General features: G+C 44.0%; 25 protein-coding genes. 7 read left to right on the forward strand and 18 right to left on the reverse strand.

The window, feature by feature from the left end; translation table 11 throughout:
- Positions 1-223: 223 nt before the first annotated feature.
- Entirely contained in the window at positions 224-1,774 is a 1,551-nt protein-coding gene (radA, locus tag ACBR23_RS19645) for a DNA repair protein RadA (protein WP_371120329.1), read from the forward strand.
- 107 nt (positions 1,775-1,881) lie between these two features.
- On the opposite strand, the gene ACBR23_RS19650 is transcribed toward radA, so the two are convergent.
- Entirely contained in the window at positions 1,882-3,459 is a 1,578-nt protein-coding gene (locus tag ACBR23_RS19650; protein WP_371120328.1) for an ATPase, read from the reverse strand.
- Between the two features lie 197 nt (positions 3,460-3,656).
- Between ACBR23_RS19650 and ACBR23_RS19655 the strand changes: the two genes are divergently transcribed.
- The 3 genes from ACBR23_RS19655 to ACBR23_RS19665 are packed head-to-tail and all read left to right on the forward strand — an operon-like array spanning position 3,657 to position 5,693.
- Positions 3,657-4,304 carry a hypothetical protein gene (locus ACBR23_RS19655; RefSeq protein ID WP_371115082.1) on the forward strand — a complete coding sequence of 216 codons (648 nt, stop codon included), beginning with the start codon at positions 3,657-3,659 and terminating at the stop codon, positions 4,302-4,304.
- Positions 4,297-5,139 carry an AAA family ATPase gene (locus ACBR23_RS19660; protein WP_371115083.1) on the forward strand — a complete coding sequence of 281 codons (843 nt, stop codon included), beginning with the start codon at positions 4,297-4,299 and terminating at the stop codon, positions 5,137-5,139. The genes ACBR23_RS19655 and ACBR23_RS19660 overlap by 8 nt, the downstream gene beginning before the upstream one ends.
- 8 nt (positions 5,140-5,147) lie before the next feature.
- A complete protein-coding gene (locus ACBR23_RS19665; protein ID WP_371115084.1) occupies positions 5,148-5,693 on the forward strand; it encodes a hypothetical protein in 546 nt (181 codons plus the stop codon).
- A 77-nt stretch (positions 5,694-5,770) separates the two neighbouring features.
- Here ACBR23_RS19665 and ACBR23_RS19670 read toward each other — a convergent pair whose 3' ends face one another.
- From ACBR23_RS19670 to ACBR23_RS19700, 7 genes are all read right to left on the reverse strand, one after another.
- A complete protein-coding gene (locus tag ACBR23_RS19670; RefSeq protein WP_371115085.1) occupies positions 5,771-6,133 on the reverse strand; it encodes a type II toxin-antitoxin system PemK/MazF family toxin in 363 nt (120 codons plus the stop codon).
- Positions 6,123-6,602, reverse strand: coding sequence for a DUF433 domain-containing protein (locus ACBR23_RS19675; protein ID WP_371115086.1), 480 nt, complete (start codon positions 6,600-6,602; stop codon positions 6,123-6,125). The genes ACBR23_RS19670 and ACBR23_RS19675 overlap by 11 nt, the downstream gene beginning before the upstream one ends.
- On the reverse strand, positions 6,581-6,862 hold the full coding sequence (locus ACBR23_RS19680; protein WP_371115087.1) for an antitoxin family protein: 282 nt from the start codon (positions 6,860-6,862) through the stop codon (positions 6,581-6,583). Before ACBR23_RS19680 ends, ACBR23_RS19675 begins: the two co-directional genes overlap by 22 nt.
- Positions 6,863-6,928: 66 nt before the next feature.
- Positions 6,929-7,303, reverse strand: coding sequence for a hypothetical protein (locus ACBR23_RS19685; protein WP_371115088.1), 375 nt, complete (start codon positions 7,301-7,303; stop codon positions 6,929-6,931).
- 42 nt (positions 7,304-7,345) lie between these two features.
- A complete protein-coding gene (locus ACBR23_RS19690; RefSeq protein WP_371115089.1) occupies positions 7,346-7,552 on the reverse strand; it encodes a type II toxin-antitoxin system HicB family antitoxin in 207 nt (68 codons plus the stop codon).
- A gap of 94 nt (positions 7,553-7,646) precedes the next feature.
- On the reverse strand, positions 7,647-7,904 hold the full coding sequence (locus ACBR23_RS19695; RefSeq protein ID WP_371115090.1) for a hypothetical protein: 258 nt from the start codon (positions 7,902-7,904) through the stop codon (positions 7,647-7,649).
- Complete coding sequence (locus ACBR23_RS19700) at positions 7,867-8,226, reverse strand: hypothetical protein (protein WP_371115091.1); 360 nt, start codon at positions 8,224-8,226, stop codon at positions 7,867-7,869. The genes ACBR23_RS19695 and ACBR23_RS19700 overlap by 38 nt, the downstream gene beginning before the upstream one ends.
- A gap of 136 nt (positions 8,227-8,362) precedes the next feature.
- On the opposite strand from ACBR23_RS19700, the gene ACBR23_RS19705 reads away from it, so the two are divergent.
- Positions 8,363-9,253, forward strand: a complete 891-nt coding sequence (locus tag ACBR23_RS19705) for an ABC transporter permease (protein ID WP_371115092.1) — start codon at positions 8,363-8,365, stop codon at positions 9,251-9,253.
- Positions 9,254-9,354: 101 nt separating this feature from the next.
- On the opposite strand, the gene ACBR23_RS19710 is transcribed toward ACBR23_RS19705, so the two are convergent.
- The 10 genes from ACBR23_RS19710 to groES form a co-directional block, all read right to left on the reverse strand.
- Positions 9,355-9,783, reverse strand: a complete 429-nt coding sequence (locus ACBR23_RS19710; RefSeq protein WP_371115093.1) for a hypothetical protein — start codon at positions 9,781-9,783, stop codon at positions 9,355-9,357.
- On the reverse strand, positions 9,783-10,442 hold the full coding sequence (locus tag ACBR23_RS19715) for a glutathione S-transferase family protein (RefSeq protein ID WP_371115094.1): 660 nt from the start codon (positions 10,440-10,442) through the stop codon (positions 9,783-9,785). The genes ACBR23_RS19710 and ACBR23_RS19715 overlap by 1 nt, the downstream gene beginning before the upstream one ends.
- 181 nt (positions 10,443-10,623) lie before the next feature.
- Entirely contained in the window at positions 10,624-12,324 is a 1,701-nt protein-coding gene (locus ACBR23_RS19720; protein WP_371120327.1) for a DUF262 domain-containing protein, read from the reverse strand.
- Positions 12,325-12,347: 23 nt separating this feature from the next.
- Positions 12,348-12,563: a hypothetical protein gene (locus ACBR23_RS19725; RefSeq protein ID WP_371120326.1), complete on the reverse strand. Its 216-nt coding sequence runs from the start codon at positions 12,561-12,563 to the stop codon at positions 12,348-12,350.
- Positions 12,517-12,852 carry a hypothetical protein gene (locus ACBR23_RS19730; RefSeq protein WP_371120325.1) on the reverse strand — a complete coding sequence of 112 codons (336 nt, stop codon included), beginning with the start codon at positions 12,850-12,852 and terminating at the stop codon, positions 12,517-12,519. Before ACBR23_RS19730 ends, ACBR23_RS19725 begins: the two co-directional genes overlap by 47 nt.
- A gap of 27 nt (positions 12,853-12,879) precedes the next feature.
- Positions 12,880-13,239 (reverse strand): hypothetical protein, encoded by a 360-nt coding sequence (locus ACBR23_RS19735; RefSeq protein WP_371115097.1) that lies wholly within the window; start codon positions 13,237-13,239, stop codon positions 12,880-12,882.
- 92 nt (positions 13,240-13,331) lie between these two features.
- Complete coding sequence (locus tag ACBR23_RS19740) at positions 13,332-13,544, reverse strand: hypothetical protein (protein WP_371115101.1); 213 nt, start codon at positions 13,542-13,544, stop codon at positions 13,332-13,334.
- Positions 13,541-13,720: a hypothetical protein gene (locus ACBR23_RS19745; RefSeq protein ID WP_371115102.1), complete on the reverse strand. Its 180-nt coding sequence runs from the start codon at positions 13,718-13,720 to the stop codon at positions 13,541-13,543. Before ACBR23_RS19745 ends, ACBR23_RS19740 begins: the two co-directional genes overlap by 4 nt.
- 434 nt (positions 13,721-14,154) lie before the next feature.
- Positions 14,155-15,795, reverse strand: a complete 1,641-nt coding sequence (groL, locus tag ACBR23_RS19750) for a chaperonin GroEL (RefSeq protein ID WP_371120324.1) — start codon at positions 15,793-15,795, stop codon at positions 14,155-14,157.
- 133 nt (positions 15,796-15,928) lie between these two features.
- The gene (gene groES / locus ACBR23_RS19755) at positions 15,929-16,240 is read right to left on the reverse strand and encodes a co-chaperone GroES (RefSeq protein ID WP_096828723.1); all 312 of its coding nucleotides are present in this window, start codon (positions 16,238-16,240) and stop codon (positions 15,929-15,931) included.
- A gap of 273 nt (positions 16,241-16,513) precedes the next feature.
- On the opposite strand from groES, the gene ACBR23_RS19760 reads away from it, so the two are divergent.
- Together ACBR23_RS19760 and ACBR23_RS19765 are read left to right on the forward strand one after the other, a co-directional pair.
- Complete coding sequence (locus tag ACBR23_RS19760; RefSeq protein WP_371115104.1) at positions 16,514-16,939, forward strand: ferredoxin; 426 nt, start codon at positions 16,514-16,516, stop codon at positions 16,937-16,939.
- 530 nt (positions 16,940-17,469) lie between these two features.
- The gene (locus tag ACBR23_RS19765; protein ID WP_341733155.1) at positions 17,470-18,120 is read left to right on the forward strand and encodes a response regulator transcription factor; all 651 of its coding nucleotides are present in this window, start codon (positions 17,470-17,472) and stop codon (positions 18,118-18,120) included.
- Positions 18,121-18,178 lie beyond the last annotated feature (58 nt).

The raw sequence follows: 18,178 nt of genomic DNA on the forward strand, positions 1-18,178 counted from the left end.
GCATAACACCCGTTTTGAATTGAACCCTTAACAAAGGATGGAGATACCAAGGAGCGGAATGAAACGAAAGTTTCACGTTCCGTTCTGAATGAGAGGTAGGGGTAGAGATGCCCCTATCGACTCTAACACTGATCCGCCTGTGGCGATCGCTCTGAAAGCTTTATGATTGCTTTAGTTCAGACTTGGAAAGAATGTGTTCGGCAATTATTTATCATAGTAAACAATGCCAAAACCTCGAATACAATATATTTGTCGGGAATGTGGGTATGAGTCGCCACAATATTTTGGCAGATGTCCTAGCTGTCAGAAGTGGGATTCTTTCGACGAGCAGGTAGAACAATCTACCATTGCCGTACCACGGGCTGGTTTGACTGGGGTAACGACTAAGGCAGCAGGCGGTGCACCTCCTGATAAATCCAAGGGTCAACCCAGGGTATCTTTTAGATTATCGCAGATTGCTGACCAAACTCAATCTCGCTGGCCTTCGGGCTATGCTGAGTTCGATCGCGTGTTGGGAGGTGGTATTGTTCCCGGTTCCCTGGTATTGATTGGGGGGGAACCGGGGATTGGGAAATCGACGCTGTTGTTGCAGGTGGCAAATCAGTTGGCGCGCAAGGATCGCATACTGTATGTAAGTGCCGAGGAGTCTGGCCAGCAGGTGAAATTGCGATCGCAACGTTTGGGAGTGGCTAATCCGGTTGATTTGTCAAGTAAGAGCTCAGATTTATCTGACAGTAACGGACACGCTAATAACGGGGCCGCTCAAACTGATTCTGAGGATCATTCAGCCGAGAATTTCTACTTACTTCCAGAGACGGATTTAGAAGTTGTGTTGCGGGAGTTGGAAGCCCTAAAACCGAATGTAGCAGTTATTGACAGTATCCAGACTATTTATTTTGCTAGTTTAACATCAGCACCAGGATCGGTGGCTCAGGTGCGGGAATGTACCTCGGCTTTGATGCAGGTGGCAAAAAGAGAAAATATTACGTTATTTATTGTAGGTCACGTTACCAAAGATGGAGGTTTAGCCGGGCCGAGGGTATTGGAACATTTAGTAGATACTGTACTATATTTTGAGGGCGATCGCTTTGCTTCCCATCGACTGTTGCGATCAATGAAAAACCGTTTCGGTGCAACTCATGAAATCGGAGTCTTTGAAATGGTAGCCGAGGGATTGCGAGAAGTAGACAATCCATCGGAGTTATTTTTAGGAAATCGGGACGAGTTTTCCCCCGGTACATCAACGACAGTGACTTGCGAAGGAACGAGACCAATTTTAGTAGAAATTCAAGCCTTAGTCAGCCCTGCGAGTTTTGGTTCCCCCCGCCGTTCTACCACGGGAGTGGATAATAGTAGATTGCAACAAATTTTAGCAGTTTTGGAAAAAAGAGTTGGGATTCCCCTGTCGAAATTAGATACAATTGTAGCATCCGTGGGAGGGTTGAAGGTAGAAGAACCGGCGGCGGATTTGGCAGTGGCGATCGCCGTTGTAGCCAGTTTTCGCGATCGCATAGTTGATGCCAGGACAGTGTTACTAGGAGAAGTCGGTTTAGGGGGACAAGTTCGCCCTGTTTCTCAATTAGAATTAAGGTTGAGAGAAGCCGCGAAACTAGGTTTTAAAAGAGCAATTATTCCCAAGAATCAACCAGTGCCAGATTTGGGGATGCAGATTCTGCCAGTCGCCAAAGTAATTGATGCAATCATTGCAGCTATTCCCGCAACTCCCACTCAATTGCAGTCCATTGAAGTCGAGGAAATGGAAGAAATGGAGTAAGATCAATTTCATAAAGTAGCGCTACATATCTACCCCCCCAACCCCCCCTTGCCAAGGGGGGGCTTTGAACTACATCTGTAGTAGGACTTTATGAAAATGGTATAAGATCAAAGAATCATCTGAACATATTGTTTTAACACAGGTGGAATCGTGAAAATCGTTTCAGATTCACAGCTCAATTTTGCAATGATGCCCCGTCTGTCTAAAGATTGAATTGCTTTAAATAATTCGACCTGCGAACCTTGACATTTTGACATCAATAGGGTAAATGAAACAGGATCACTTTCATGGCTGATTAGGGCGATCGCCTGTTTTTCTATTTCCGACAACCGCTGATAGTGCTGCTGCAATATCGGTGTCAATTCGTCACCTAAAAACACTGGTTGATAACTTAAATATTGAGATACTCTACCGCTAAATAAGTTGTTTATAGTTTGAGCGACTAATTTTAACCAGAGGGGATTGCCTTGATAAAGCTCAATCAATTCTGGCCAGTATTCTTCATCCAATAAACCTTTTTCTCTCAGAATTTCTGTGGCTGCTTCACCTAAACCAGTTAATTGTAATAAACATACTGCTGAATTATCGTCGGTGAATGTGAGGATGTCTGAGGGAGGTTCCCAACTATTGAGGATTAAGCAGCTATTGTGGGGAATTTCGCCGATGAGTTTAAATAGGGTTCCGTAATTTTCATATCCGGGTTTGTAATTTCCTGCAAGTTGCCCGCTGCTGAGAATTTGCTGCACGTCATCGAGGATGATCAGACAGCGATTTTCGCGCAATGTTTCTATGAGGATTGACAACTGAGCATCGATGTTGGCGGGGAAAACCCCCCCTTCGCCCCCCCTTACCAAGGGGGGGGTTTGTCGCTCTTCGCCCCCCCTTGGTAAGAGGGGGGTTTGTCGCTCTTCGCCCCCCCTTGGTAAGAGGGGGGTTTGTCGCTCTTCGCCCCCCCTTGGTAAGAGGGAGGTTTGTCGCTCTTCGCCCCCCCTTGGTAAGGGGGGGTTGGGGGGGTTTTGATTTGATAGAAATTGAATAATATTTTTAAGAGTTATTTCGAGGGGTGGGGAGGTGCGGAGACTGCGCCAGATGATGCGATCGAATTGAGTTTGAATTTGGGGGATGAGGTTACGGGCGATCGCGCTTTTGCCGGCGCCTGCCATGCCTGTGATGGTGAGGAGGCGACAGTTTTGCTCTAAAATCCAGGTTTCGAGGGTGGTGAGGGGTGAGGATGTGGAATTGTAGAAGGTTTTGAGCTCCGGTGCATCTCTTAAATCGAGTCGCGGTTTCTGTTGGGTGTTGTCTTGATTCGAGGTTTCTGTTGGGGGTGAGTTTTGTGGAGCTTTTGGAGGGTGTGAGATTTGTGTGCAGAAGTTGATGTTACCCTGTTCTAAAAAATTAGAATTGAGGAAATTAGAATTGTGAGAAACTTGATACCTTTCCATTGCAGACTTAAAAGTAGATTTATTTACATTTTCCTCTAAAATTTCTGACATAATTTTCCATAATTTTGAGGCGATATTTCCAACATGACGTTCGGTACAATGAAATTCTTTAGCAACTTGGGAATATCTTTTACCTTGCCAACCTGCGTGTAAGACAGCTTCTTGCAGCCTGTCTAGGTGTTTGCCAGTTTTGGCTAAAACCAGGTCATCGGCAAATCTCAAGACTTCCTTAATGTCCATAGTCAAGTAGTGTATATGATATTGCTATCATATCAGACTTTAATGATGTTTTATGATGTGTGTGATAAAAGATGAGGTTTTTCAACAAAAGGTTTGAGTAAAGTCCTGATAAAATATTATGTTTTGCCACTTGACAGAACTGGATTTCACTATTTAATATGTAAATAATATTTTGATTGAATTGAAAACTAAGCCAAGTGGAATTCTTAACAATCGTCTTTGATATAGCTAGTTCTGTGCTGCGTGACCTGATAACTGATCTGATGACGGGTAGGGTAAAAGAAGTAGTAAAGGAACAGCTAGAAGAAATAGTAGCTAGCAAAGTCATTGACTTTTTTAAGCTATTTAAGCAAAAACCTCAAGAACAAGAACGTCAGGAAATTACCAGTAAGATACTAGACGAAATCAATACTTTAGCAAAGAAAGACCCGGATTTAAAAATTTTACCCGGTAAAATAGCACTCGAAAAACCAGTTAGAAAGCCAATTTTGCCCTTCCAAGACAGAGATGTGGAGAAAGAACTGGAAGTTTACTTGGAACGGTTAAAAGAAATCATAGCCCAAAGGCGTCAAGAATTAGGTTTGCCTCCAGAGTCTAAGGAGGAAAATTTGAAAGAGAATCTTCTTGGTTGGGAACCTGTTGAGCAGCAGGATGTAAAGTATGAGAATTCACAGTTACAACAGAGCAGAAATTTGAATGTCTCTGAATCTGTAAGGACAGACTCTTCAGCAGAATGGGAGCCAATAGTTAAACAAGAAACTGAAACTCCTTGGCAAAAGAGGATTAACGATGCAGTTCGCAAGATCGAAAATCTTCACTCAAGCGCTGAGGTTATAGATGAATAAAACAACTTATATTCCTGAACGATTCAGGCGTGCATTAGAGCTTCATATTGTCAAAAACTTAATGACCAAAATTACAGATCGTGTTCCATTATTATTGGGAATTCATGGAGCATCAGGAGATGGAAAAACCTACCAGTGCGAACAAATTCTAACCGAAATTGGTGTTAAAGCATTCTTAATATCTGGTGGACAGTTAGAAAGCCCCGATTCTGGAAAGCCTGCTCAACTTGTTAGAGACACTTATCTCAAAGCGAGCGATTGCATTGAAAAGGGTAAGTGCAGAGCAGCAGTAGTGCTGATAAATGACATAGATACAGGATTAGGTAATTGGGGAAGTTTGGTTCAATACACCGTAAACACCCAAACCGTTTTTGGTGAACTGATGCACCTTGTAGATTACCCGAATTTAGTAGAGGGAATACCTACTAGACGCATTCCTATTATCATAACTGGTAATGATTTCACTAAGTTGTATGAACCTCTAGTTCGTGCAGGTAGAATGACGGCATTTGAGTGGAAGCCAACTTTAGAAGAGAAAGCAAAAATAGTCCAGGGTATTTTTTCAGAGATTAATTCCAAAGAATGCGAAGCCCTTGTAAGAGAATTTGAATCTCAACCTGTTGCTTTCTTCTGCCATCTCAGAGCTAGCCTTATAGATGACGAACTCTGGAAATTAATTCAAAAAGCAGGTGGCACTCGCATAGCCATAGAAATTATTACCGATCGTAATAATGCTAGAGAGCCAGTTTTAGAGCAAACTATTCAATTAGAGTGGATAGTACAAATTGGTAAAAATCTTCTTCAGTCAGGTCAATTAATCAATCATTTGAGGTAAATTTAAAAATGGCTAAGACAGTTACCTATTCAAAAACAACAACTTGGACTAGAATCGAAGCCATAAAAATACAGGTCAATATCGCACTACGTCACACAACAGACCTTTCGGTAGAGTTCATAAAAGAATCTATTTTAAAAGGAATTGAAAATAAGTGGATTAGTAAAGTCCATGTTTATGCGTTAGACAGTGAAAATCTGTGCAGAGCACAGTTAAGTATGGAAATTGACTGGGATAAGCATGACGTACAGATAGCTAAAGGCAAAACCACAGTTGCCATAACTGAAGATGGGCGAACTTGGATAGATAATACAGCTATTGAGTTAAGCGAGGCTATTTCACTATTTCAGGAGTATGTAAGTAAACATTCGCTTCAAACTAAATGTCACACATTATATGCACCCCAAGTCAATCGTGAAGAGGCTAACCTTTCTCTGCGAATGGTTAATGCTGAAACGATAAAATGGAAGGATAAAGCACATAAATGCTTGGATTTTCCTCTATTAAAAATTGAAGAACTTCGTGTGGGTTTTTATTGTGTAGATGGGTCGTAAGGAGTCATACCTTTCATGCTATGCCCAAGAGCGATCGCCCTTGCTTGAGTAACCGTGCGATCGCCCTTGATAAGTAACTACTGATACTCTACTACAGCCGCGATCGCCCTGGCAATTTCCGACCTATCAGTAGTCGAAAGTTCTCTGATTTTACGAATGAATCTTTGTACATCCATACCGCGCAATTGCAACACATCTACTGCGGAAACTTTCGTTAAACCATTAGCAATATCTGGGTCAATCTTAACGTGCCAGATGTTGCCAGCATAATATGCTTTCCAATCAGTGATAGGTGCAGCCAATTTCAGTGGTAACTTGCCAACACTATCAGAACTTACCACTACAGCCGGACGGATTTTTTTGATTTCTGCTCCCACTGTTGGGTCAAAATTCGCCAACCAAATATCACCCCGTTTAGGAGAAGGAGAGTTAGTAGTCAATTAAATCTCCTGCTTCTAATTCTTGCCATTCTCTATCTTCCTGGTAATGTTGCAACATTACCTCAGCTTGTTTTGCTAGAATGATTCGCCTCTCTTCTAGCGGCAATTGCATAAATTCTCGGCGACTGGGATAGTTTGCCATTGTTGTTACTTCCAAATCTATATCCGTCGGCTGCTGTTGAATCTTACGCTGGGAATTCAATGCTTCTATGCGATCGCCTTCGGCTGCTTCCGCTGCAATGTCAGCATCAATTTCATCTCGGTTAGCATGGTAATAAGTCAAAGCTGCATAAACTTGGGTGAGAGTTAAATGCCCGATGCGATCGGCAATTTCTTCTGCACTCAAACTTTGCTTGTACCAAATAGCAATGCGACGGACTGTAACACCAGTGCCGGCAATAATTGGACAGCCACCATGTATGTCTGGATCGCGACTAATTAAAGTTCCTATATCGGTGATAGTTGACAAGATTTTTTCCTCCCTATTCCGATCGCTCTCTTATCTAGCATAGCACTGTTAGATATTTTATCATGGTCTCGACCAGAGAATGTATCTGCATTCTCTTCTAATGGTAAAGCTGCGATATCTGCCAGAATATCAGCAGGATTTTTATGCTCAGAATGAGATGGTTTCGGAATAACGATTATTTCAACACTGGTTCCATCTGGGAGTTCCATTGGCTGCATTAGCCGCAACACACCCTTTTCATAAATGGCTGCAATTGTCATTATTATCTCCTTGTGTTATTTGAATTAAAATCGAAAATTAACTCAGCCTTATTATAGCATTTACTTTCATTGTTGTGACTCTCTTTCCAAACGTTTCTCGCGACGCACTTCCCTGACAATTTCGCAAATTTCCTCCATTGTCATCGGATTAGGATCGGGTGGTAAAGACTCTCTACGCCGCCGCAGTTCCTCCCAGTCGAAACCTGCTTTTACCTTCTGAAAAACAATACTATCTGCGGTGACAGTCACTGTATATCTATCCCCAGGCTTTAGTTGAGCTTCAATCTCAGCGGGAATTTCTAATTTACCGTCGGGGTTGACAGGAACAGTAATATTTGATTTCAGAATGTATTCTCGCAGGTGTTCAACGACTCTATCTTGCAGAGTTTCCGGCAGAGATTCCATGATTTTGACCAAAGTGCCGATCGCGCTTGATGACATAGCTTTATCCTCCATTGTTTAGCCGGACTAACTCGTGGTAGTTTAGGCACTCAATACTTCAAATGTAGTTAGCAGACGGGGGGAATTTTTAGGCAGAGGAAATTCTTCTAAATAAAGTTCCGTTGCCTCTTTGAGATTGCCGATCGCCTCTTCGATCGTTTCTCCTTGGCTAGCCGTTCCCACTTCAGGACACTCGGCTACATAAACATCCTCTTCCCAATAAACAATTGCCGTGAAAGTACAAGACATTTTTTTGCCAAATTCTTCCTACTCAATGTAGCATATCCAGTAGGGTTAATGAGAACTTATTCTAAATTTTACCACAATATCTCCTCTGAAAAATTCAAGCAATTTCCTCCGCCAAAAGCCGACCATCACAGCGCTCATATTCATCTTCCAAAAGCCATGAATGAGCCTCATCATAGCTTGAACTTAAAAACAGAGACTTATAGTTTGCTGATGGGTCATAAATACAAAAACCTCCCTTCTTTCCACTCACTAACATCAAAATTCGAGGCGGAAAAACAATCGGATCTACCCACAATTCGATAAATTCCCAATCATTAACTTGTTCGGCGAGGTCTGGTGCGTGGGATAACATGATATTTATCTGTTCCTTTGATAATTTTTATTTCAGCGTAATAAAGGGGAATGCGACTACCATCTGCTCCAACTTGATAGCCGATCGCATCATCAAAGTAGAGTCCATAACGTTCGTAGTCATCGGTTTCATCCTCAACCCCTGTCAGATATCCTCTCTCAATAATAGCCTCCGTCACTGCATCTAGTGTAGCTCTGTCATTAAAAATATGAGCTTTTCCCTCTTTCCTTAGCAGTCGTTCCACCTGTGACGTACCGGGAAGATGTTTGTTAAATAAACTATTTCTAGCGTCTGGTGTTAGTTCGCGGTTAATGCCAGTCATCAACTAATTAGACAGGTAACATGATATTCAGTTTACCAAAACTCTACACAAAGAGCGATCGCCCGATCGCCACCAATTCCTCCAGACTTGCTACCCTAAAGATAGTTAAATTTAATCAAAATCAGCGTAAGCAATTATGAGCGGTACTGTTACATCCCCCAACAACCTCAACCAGCAGCGGCCACTCGCCACCCCATCCGCTGACACTTCGAGTTCCCTGCTGGGCGACTTCATCCAAGAAACACTCGCCTTAACCAAGCGCCTGTTTATTCAATTGCAGCGCCGCCCCTCGACGCTAGTTGCAGGCATTATTCAGCCGCTGATGTGGTTGGTTTTGTTCGGAGCTCTATTTGAAAATGCTCCCGCAGGCTTGTTCGGCGAAAGCCAGAATTACGGACAATTTCTCGGCGCTGGTGTTATAGTTTTTACTGCCTTTGCAGGGGCGCTGAATGCCGGTTTGCCGATTATGTTCGATCGCGAATTCGGATTTCTCAACCGCCTATTAGTCGCGCCCCTAGCTTCCAGATTTTCCATCGTCCTAGCTTCGGCTATTTTCATCGTTACCCTCAGCTTCATCCAAACCGGCGCAATTGTGACGGCGGGCGCATTCTTGGGCGCAGGATTGCCGGGAATTGCCGGACTAGGGGCGATCGCCCTCATAGTGCTGTTGTTAGTTTTGGGTGTAACGGGTTTGAGTCTCGGTTTAGCCTTCGCTCTTCCCGGCCACGTAGAATTAATTGCGGTAATTTTTGTTACTAACTTACCACTATTATTTGCCAGCACAGCCCTCGCGCCGCTGTCCTTTATGCCAGACTGGTTGCAAGTTGTGGTGACACTCAATCCTCTCAGTTATGCGATCGAACCCATCCGCTATTTGTACTTGCACAGCGATTGGTCCCTAGCAAGTGTCGTCATGCAAGCTCCCTGGGGTAATGTCACCTTTGGAGGAGCGTTGTTAGTCTTGCTAGCCTTTGATGCAGTAGCATTGTTGAGCATTCAACCTCTGTTGCGGCGGAGATTTGCTTAACCAGAATTTTGTGCGATCGTTGTGCGATGTTAGATGTTAGATTTTAGACTGCTCCCACGGTGAATATCGGGGGATTAGCGATCTAAAATCTATCATTTTTCCTACTTACAACGACCCGCCGCCCAATTTTGATGTCCGCGATTTGGCTGACACTTTGATTGTCTGCCTATCCAGACAATTTCCCACTTATTTTGCTTGAATGCAAGTTCGATGCGGTGGCGCATTCCTGCGACAGAATCGTCAGCTAAACCAATGACTGTATGCACAATTACTGCTGTTTCTCGCGTTGGATATTCCACCGAAATTGCATCGCTTTTTCTACCTTCAGATTCTCGATCGCTGCTAAAGAGTTTAGCTGCGATATCTTTGGGAGTGGAAACTGTAATTTGGCGATCGCCCAGGAACTGTTTGACGTTAATTGATTCGTAGTTCGATCGAGTTGCAGGCTGTGCCATTGCTGCGATCGGAAGTTGGATGCAGGTGAACACAGCTAGAAAAAAGAGCGATTCCTTGACAATTAATTTATTCATTATGCTGGAGATTGTTCGAGAAATTTTTGTCTCCTTGATGCGAAAGCCGCCAAGTCTGCTTTGGTGAATTGGGTTTGCTGGAATGAGGGACGGGAGATTAGGCGATCGCACCAAGCTTGAATTTTGGGATATCTGTCTATAGATACACCAACCCAAGATAGCAAAGGCACGACGGTACCGGCAACGCACTCGGCATATGTTACAGTGTTGCTACCGAAAAAAGGGCGATCGTCCAACAAACCTTCAAAGAATGTCAGTACAGTATCAACTTTTTCCTTAGCCTTTGCAATTACCTGCGCTTCGGGAATTCCCCAGCCCATTCTTTCACTACTGAGGGGGTAAAGTGCCGGCCCAAGTTCATTCACCGTGACCAATTGTACCATTTTCACAATTGCCAAATCTTTCGCATCTTTCGGGAGCATTGCCGGTTCGGGATACTTCGCTTCTAGATAGTCAAGAATTGCCAGAGACTCGACGACAGTGAAGTCACCATCGACCAAAACAGGGATGCGGTGAAAAGGATTCATTGCCACAAATTCAGGCTTTAAGTGATCGCCGTCCAAGTGAATTGTTACTAATTCAAAGTCGAGGTTTTTTTCGATGAGGGCGATCCACACGCGGCGGGAGTTGAAGGAAATCGGAGTATGGTAAAGTTTCATGATGATTGTGGTGCTTGTTGAGAGTGATGTGTTAAGGATTGAGTTTCTTATTGTTACGCTGAAAATATTTAGACTGTAGTCAATTTTACACGCACAGGGGGCGATCGTACTTCTCCGAGAATCGGACATCAATACCCGTATCCAGAGCAATCCTAGATAGCAATAGCAATAGATTTAAAAATCAAGAAAAATCTGATTGCCAAATATGAACTGCCCGCCGTGCTAAATTCCTCTGACGGGCTGCGATCGCATCTGGCGTCCAATCTTCTGCCAAGATGTTCTTTGTCAAAGCATAAACACTCTGCTGATATTTTTCTCGTTTTATCTGATAATTTTTTTGTCCAATATCGCGATTAAAAGAAGGTTCTAAAAGACTTAAATTACCAAGACGGTAAACCATTTCCTCTATCTGGACATCAGTGAAATTTTGTCGCCACTCATCTGTTGGTACTTCCGGCAAAATGTGTTCTATAGAAAAACTATCTTCATTAACCTCAATGCCAGATTCATCTGCCTCTAGGTTGCAAAAAATGTAACGAACTAACTTACGCTTTTGACCTTTTGTAGACAGAGAAAGCAAAGCAAAGTCCTGCTGAAATTTTTCATCCTTAACATACCCCGGACGCAGTGCATCAAACACCTGTCGCATACCCGTTATTTTGCCGCTAGTAATGTCGAGCGCAGCGTTATTGTAAAGCAATTCTAACTCATTGGGATTCAAGCTGCTAACGATACTGTAGCGGAAGGAAATAGCAACTACAAGCTTTAGCAAGCGAGTAAAATCTTCAGCCGAGAATCTCTGATAAGCAGCAAATAGGGTTGGATATACCTGCTTAACCCGAAACAAGTTCAGCGCGCGAATATATGGTTGATTCTGCGGAGTATCGCGCCAAAATTCATCATTCGGACTACCAAGAGCTACAAATAAGCTGCTAAAATTCTCAAGTTTGTCAAGCAAGTCAAAAGCTTGTTGAGCATTTTTGACAGATTCTCGAACTAACTTAAATAAGCGCTCGCGTCGCACTCTGGAATAATTTAGACTGAGATAGTATCGCAAAAATGCGGGAAACTCCTCCATCTGAACCATATTGATAATGCGCTTCCACTGTCGCTGAGCTGCTTTTAAATCGTCTGGGCCTTGAAACAATGAAAAAAGGTAATTCTTCAACAAATCAGTGGAAGTTAGTTCTAATCCCCTAGCATTTAGTGTCTCGAAAACAGTGTAAGCGTTCAGTTCATCTTCGACGCTAATTTGGATAAAAAGTAGCCGTTGAGAAACAGTATCTCCTAGAAAAGCAGTTAGTTTTTCTCCATCCTGAAATATGTCAGACAGTTTTTCTAATTCTTGGGAAAAGTAATCGAAAGCTTGCCATAGTAGTTGATTGGATTTCGAGAGCGATCGGATATTTAACGGCTTTCTGAGATTGACCAAATTGCTTTGATAGAAATCATCATTATTTTCATTTAAAAATAGTTTACTAGAATAACGGAGAGAACGCGGATCTCGATCGCCCAGATAGGTACGCTTGAGAATTTCTTGCCGTTCTCGGTTGGCTTCAGGCTGAACATTTTGCTCTACCAGCAGTCGGATTTTTTCAATCACAGCAACGGCAATAATGCTGAGAGTGGCTAATCGCTGTTGACCATCGATGACTGTAAATTCTTTGTCAGCAGTAGCCGAGCTTTGTAGCACAATTGCTCCCATGTAATGGCTAACACTGAGGTTGTTGTGCAGCATCAAAATATCTTGCCAGAGGTCTTCCCAGTTCTCTTCTGTCCAAGAATAATCGCGTTGGAATGGCGGTACTCGATAGATTTTGCCATTGCCGATTAAGTCCCCGAAGCTAGTAGTCCGGGTCTCTAAGAGATTAGTACGAGCCATAAGACTGAATAATACAAGTTAGTTTAGCTATCATTAGATTTATTTTCTCCAAGTTTATCCTCGACCGTTTCACCGTCTCCACTATCGGCTAAATTGTTACTTTCATCGGAAACTTCATAATTATCCATAAATTTTACTAATCCTGCCTGATTTTTACGATAGCGATCGCGGATTAGTTTTTGCTGAGTTCTCTCAAAGTTGTTCGAGAGCTTGATTTGAAATTGCTCTGATCCGTTCACAGGCCTCCTCTGCTGTCATCGCTTCGATAGTTTCCCACTCTGCAAAAGTCTCTTCCAGGGCTTCAGATAGTGCTTGTTCATAAGCGATATCTTCCCGTTCAGTAGTATTCTGCTCTAAAGTTGTCGTCATGTCTGCGTGGAGAAGCTCTAAAAATTTAATATCATTCCCTAGATCTGCTGCCTCATCCTCATCTACATCTTCAATTACTTGCAAACGTTCTTGATAGGCATTGATTTGGTGTTCAATCGCTTCTATAATAAACCTTAAATCTTTAAATGATAGATTCATGTTAGCTTACTATGTTATAAATCACCTCTACAGGTAGTATGAGGGATCGATTTCAGAGTCATCGTCAGAGGTACGTTCGGCACGAATCTCGTCCATAATTTCCTGAAAATCTGGATCGTCTTTAAACACACCCGCAAATTGCATCCAGGTGGGTTCTGAAGCCTGAATCGGTACTTCCCAGGAAATAGCTTCAATATGCTTAAGTCTTTCTAACAATTTGGTTTGAAGTTGGGTAATGGCTTCTTCCCGAGTTGCTGCTTCAACTCGACAGTGCGGAAACTCGAAAACAGAAGCAGAAACCTGTCCTGATGAGAGAGTTTCTAACAGGAGTGTCACTTTCCATTGGCTAGATGGTTGGGATTGCAATACATTTAAGCTTGTTACCATGTTTAAATCACGCTTTTTAAGTGCTGTCTTGATTGTATCGCAGAAAAAAAATCCCTCACCATTTCAGGCAAGGGGCGATCGCTTTTTTAGAGCTAACTCGTCTTTAGTTGCTCTAATTTTTGTCTAACCAAGATATCAACTTCCTCAACATCAGCACTTGATTTCGGGAGGTCAAACGTCTTGGTTGAGGCTTCAGAGGTAAAACGGTCAACAAAGGCATGAAACGCTGTTCTATCATTGGGGTGAGCAATGACATAAGCTCTTAGCTCTATTTTAGTCATCCTATTAAATTCAGGCTCGCTCACAAAAACCTCCACAAACCATTGCGATAGATTTCTATCTCTATATTATCTCCTGCCAATATAAATAGATTACCTGTTCGCTCGTCTAGGCGGACAATGAAAACAGGGGTGAATGTATTGGTTAAGGATTGACATAGTATGACACATCTGATTCCTTGTTCAGCAGTTGGCAAGTTCATTTTAACTTTCCGAAGTTTTAATGTAAACGTAGGGTTTGGCCATTGGGTTATGATCTGGGGTTTTAACGTGACCTAACAGTACCCAGAGCTTTATCTTGACGATTGTGACTTCCGACCGGAGCAGTTTAAAAATTGTTTTCCCAGTGGAAAAGGCAAGCCAAACTTAGCGAAAAGAGATCGAAATAAAATCATAAAAACCTAAAAAGCCGAGGCGATGGTGCGCCCCGGCCGGGTATTTTATTCAATTGTTTCTTTCGTTCTATCCTAAAACTTCTAGTTGGAAGTGTCAAGAATTTCCAAGGGGATCTTCATCGATATCTAGAATTATCACAATGATGGGAAAGGATGGGAAAGTATCACATTCCGTTCTGTAACAATTATCAATATAACAGGGCAGGCCCTAAAGCCCGCCCCATCAAACGATCGACTATCGATTAATAATCGAAGTCGCCGCCACCCATACCAGCGCCAGCACCAGCAGCAGCGCCATCCTTCGGTTCGGGCTTGTCAACAACGATGCACTCAGTTGTCAGCACCATGCCGGCAATAGATGCGGCATTTTGCAGAGCAGAACGAGTCACCTTCGCAGGGTCAACGATACCAGCTTCAAACATATCGACAAACTCGTTTGTCGCTGCGTTGAAACCAACGTTAAATGGCTTTTCTTTGACGCGCTCAGCAATCACAGCGCCATTCAAACCAGCATTTTCAGCAATCCGCTTCAGAGGAGCAGCCAAAGCACGGGCAACAATTAATGCGCCGGTCAATTCTTCGCCCTTGAGGTTGCCATTAGCCCACTCTTCTAATTGAGGAGTTAGGTGAGCCAAAGTTGTACCACCACCAGGAACGATGCCTTCTTCCACAGCAGCTTTGGTGGCGTTGATCGCATCTTCTAAACGCAGTTTGCGATCCTTCATTTCGGTTTCAGTCGCAGCGCCAACTTTGATGACTGCAACGCCACCAGCCAATTTGGCCAAGCGTTCTTGCAGTTTTTCTTTGTCGTAGGAAGATTCGGTTTCGTCCATTTGACGACGAATTTGTTCGCAGCGAGATTTGACTGCGACTTCGTTACCTTCGGCAACAATTGTGGTGCTGTCTTTGGTGATGGTGATGCGGCGAGCTTTGCCGATCATGTCCAGTTTGGTGTTTTCCAGTTTCAAACCGGCGTCTTCGGTGATTAGTTGACCGCCGGTCAAAACGGCGATATCTTCTAACATGGCTTTGCGTCGATCGCCAAAACCAGGTGCTTTGACAGCAGTTACATTGAGCACACCGCGCAGTTTGTTGACAACGAGGGTAGCTAGAGCTTCTTTCTCAATGTCTTCTGCAATGATCAGCAGCGGGCTTCCAGAACGTGCTACTTGTTCGAGCACTGGTACTAAGTCTTGTACCATGCCGATTTTTTTGTCTGTCAGCAAGATGAAGGGGTTGTCAAGCACCGCTTCCATCCGTTCGGTGTCGGTAACGAAGTAAGGCGAAATGTAGCCTTTGTCGAAGCGCATCCCTTCGGTGATTTCGAGTTCGGTGGTCATGGATTTGCCTTCTTCAAGGGAAATCACGCCTTCTTTGCCCACTTTGTCCATGGCGTTGGCAATCATTTGGCCAACTTCGTCGTCGTTGCCGGCGGAGATGGAGCCGACTTGAGCGATGGCTTTAGAATCTTCTACTTGTTTGGCGTGTTCGGCAATCTTTTCTACCAAAAAGGTGGTTGCTTTGTCAACACCACGTTTGAGGGCGATCGCATTTGCACCAGCAGCTACGTTCCGCAGGCCTTCTTTGACCATTGCGTGGGCCAGAACAGTAGCAGTTGTGGTGCCGTCGCCTGCTGCGTCGTTGGTTTTGGAGGCGGCTTGACGAATTAGAGCAACGCCTGTATTTTCTACATGGTCTTCTAGTTCGATTTCTTTGGCGATGGTAACGCCGTCATTGACGATTTGAGGAGCTCCGAATTTCTTTTCGAGAACTACGTTACGGCCTTTGGGACCGAGGGTAACTGCCACTGCTTCGGCGAGAATGTCCATACCGCGTTCGAGGGCGCGACGTGCATTTTCGTTGTAGATTATACGCTTAGCCATAGTTTTTTGGGGGTTTTGGGTTTAAGATTTGGGATTTTTGGATGGCGGTCATTTGTCGTTTGTCATTAGTTTGTTGGCGTTGTTCGCGATCGAACTAATGACTGATGACTAATGACTAATGACTAATGATTAATTAGTTAACGATCGCCAGAATATCTTTTTCTGCCAACAAGACGTATTCATCGGTGCCGAGTTTGATGTCGGTGCCGGCATACTTCGAGTACAGAACTTTGTCACCGACTTTGACTTCCATTTCCACGCGCTGACCGTCGTCATTGCGTTTGCCGGGGCCCACTGCCGCGACTTCCCCTACTTGGGGCTTTTCTTTGGCTGTGTCAGGCAGAAGGATGCCGCCGGCGGTTTTTTCTTCGCTAGCGCTTACTTTCACGAACACGCGCTCGCCTAGTGGTTTAACGGTAGAAACACTCAGTGATACTGCTGCCATAAATAAATCTCCAGATTACAGATTGTCGTCAGTCAGTGGTCAGGAGTCACTGTCAAAGCAACAGCCGACTACTTACAACTGACATATTAGCACTCTCGACTCCTGAGTGCTAATTTAGCTTTAGTTAAGGGCGATCGCAACTTGCGTGTCTGTACGGGTTCCCGAACCCAGAAGGAGTGGGAGAGTCGGAAAGTGGCGGAGAATGGGAGAGTCCCAGAGGGGGAGAGTGGGGGAGTGAGGTAAAATTTAAAATCTATTTACCCAGGAATTCAGATGTCAGAAAATCAGGATGAATCTTGCTCTCAAGACTTGAGGGTGTGTGTGGAAAGCCTGGGACTGGCTCACATAGAGCGACATATTTTTATCTGTGCTGACCAAACCGTGCCCAAGTGCTGCGATCGCGCCGCCAGTCTCGAAGCATGGAACTACCTCAAAAAACGCTTGCAAGAACTGGGATTGGATCGGCCCAGTGTCTCACGGCCTACCTGCATCTTTCGTACCAAAGCCAATTGCCTACGAGTTTGTACTCAAGGGCCAATCATGGTAGTCTATCCAGACGGAGTTTGGTATCGCGACGTTACACCCGTGGCGATCGAGAGAATTATTCAGGAACATCTCCTCAACTCCAAGGTGGTTCAAGAATACGCTTTCTTGACTCAACCTTTACCAGTAACAACTCTGACGGAGCAAAACCCTTAATTGTAGCGTTTAAATGTTAAATTTAAGGGTGAGAATCTGATTATTGTTCAGCGTCGAGTCGATCGCACCTGTGACAGCTCAAAGTAGCGTGAGTTTGCCCAAAAAATTTCTCAGTGCTAGGCAGTAAGCAATTTGCCAAACTACACTAGAAAAAGTTAAACACGTAAGTAGGGATCCTGCTTAAATCTCTCTATATCAGAAGTATCATTTAAAACCGGGGCATCAACCTGCAATTAAACCGATCGAGATTAAATATAACTAAGGCTCTCCCAGACAGTCTCCAATCAATTAAGGTCGATCGTTACAGGATCGCCCATCACAGGTTTTGGCTCCGTTCCTGGTCGCAAGACATTGACAAACGGGCATCAACAACAGGTTCGGAAGCGGTAATACCCGCCCCGCTTTCCCCTCACCGCAATGCCTTCACCCCATCACCGTCCTCCAAACCCCCGCAGGGGATAAGGGGGGACGACCCGAAAACACCGGAGTGAAAACAAGCAAGCCAGCGGAATACTTTAGCGGGAATTAACATGACAAAGGAAAATAATTCAGGAGAGCAAAAAAGGCTGATGCTGGTTGACGACGACCCCAACTTGATCTTGCTAGTCAAGGATTACTTAGAGTTTCGGGGTTATAACGTCATTACAGCAGAAAACGGCAGACACGCTCTGGAAAAACTAGAACAAGAAGTTCCCGACTTGATCATCTGCGATGTGATGATGCCGGAAATGGATGGGTACACTTTAGTCAAGCACATCAGAGAAGACCCTCGCACTAACTGGATTCCTGTTCTATTCTTATCTGCTAAAGGTCAAAGCTCAGACCGAGTAAAAGGCCTGAGCACGGGGGCTGATGTTTATATAGTTAAACCTTTTGAGCCCGAAGAACTGGTAGCTCAAGTAGAATCTTCTTTGAAAGCCGCATCCCGCTTGATTCGACACCGCAATGAAGGTATTGACAGCGGGCTCAAAATTAAAGCGCGGCGCAATGTCGAATTGACTCCCACCGAGTTAAAGGTGGTACAGTTGCTAGCGCAAGGTATGGCAAACCGCCAAATCGCAGAGGTGATGAATGTCAGCCAGCGAACTATAGAAAGCCACGTCAGCAATATGCTAGGCAAAACCGGTCTCCACAACCGGACAGAGTTAGCTCGCTGGGCACTAGAAAGCAAAAAAGCTTAAGCTGGGTGGGCTGCTATAAAATGAGGGGGTTGATTAACAGCAAGACTTTTTCTAACAT

The sequence above is a fragment of the Microcoleus sp. genome (assembly GCF_041354475.1).
In the GTDB taxonomy this organism is placed as follows: domain Bacteria; phylum Cyanobacteriota; class Cyanobacteriia; order Cyanobacteriales; family Microcoleaceae; genus Microcoleus.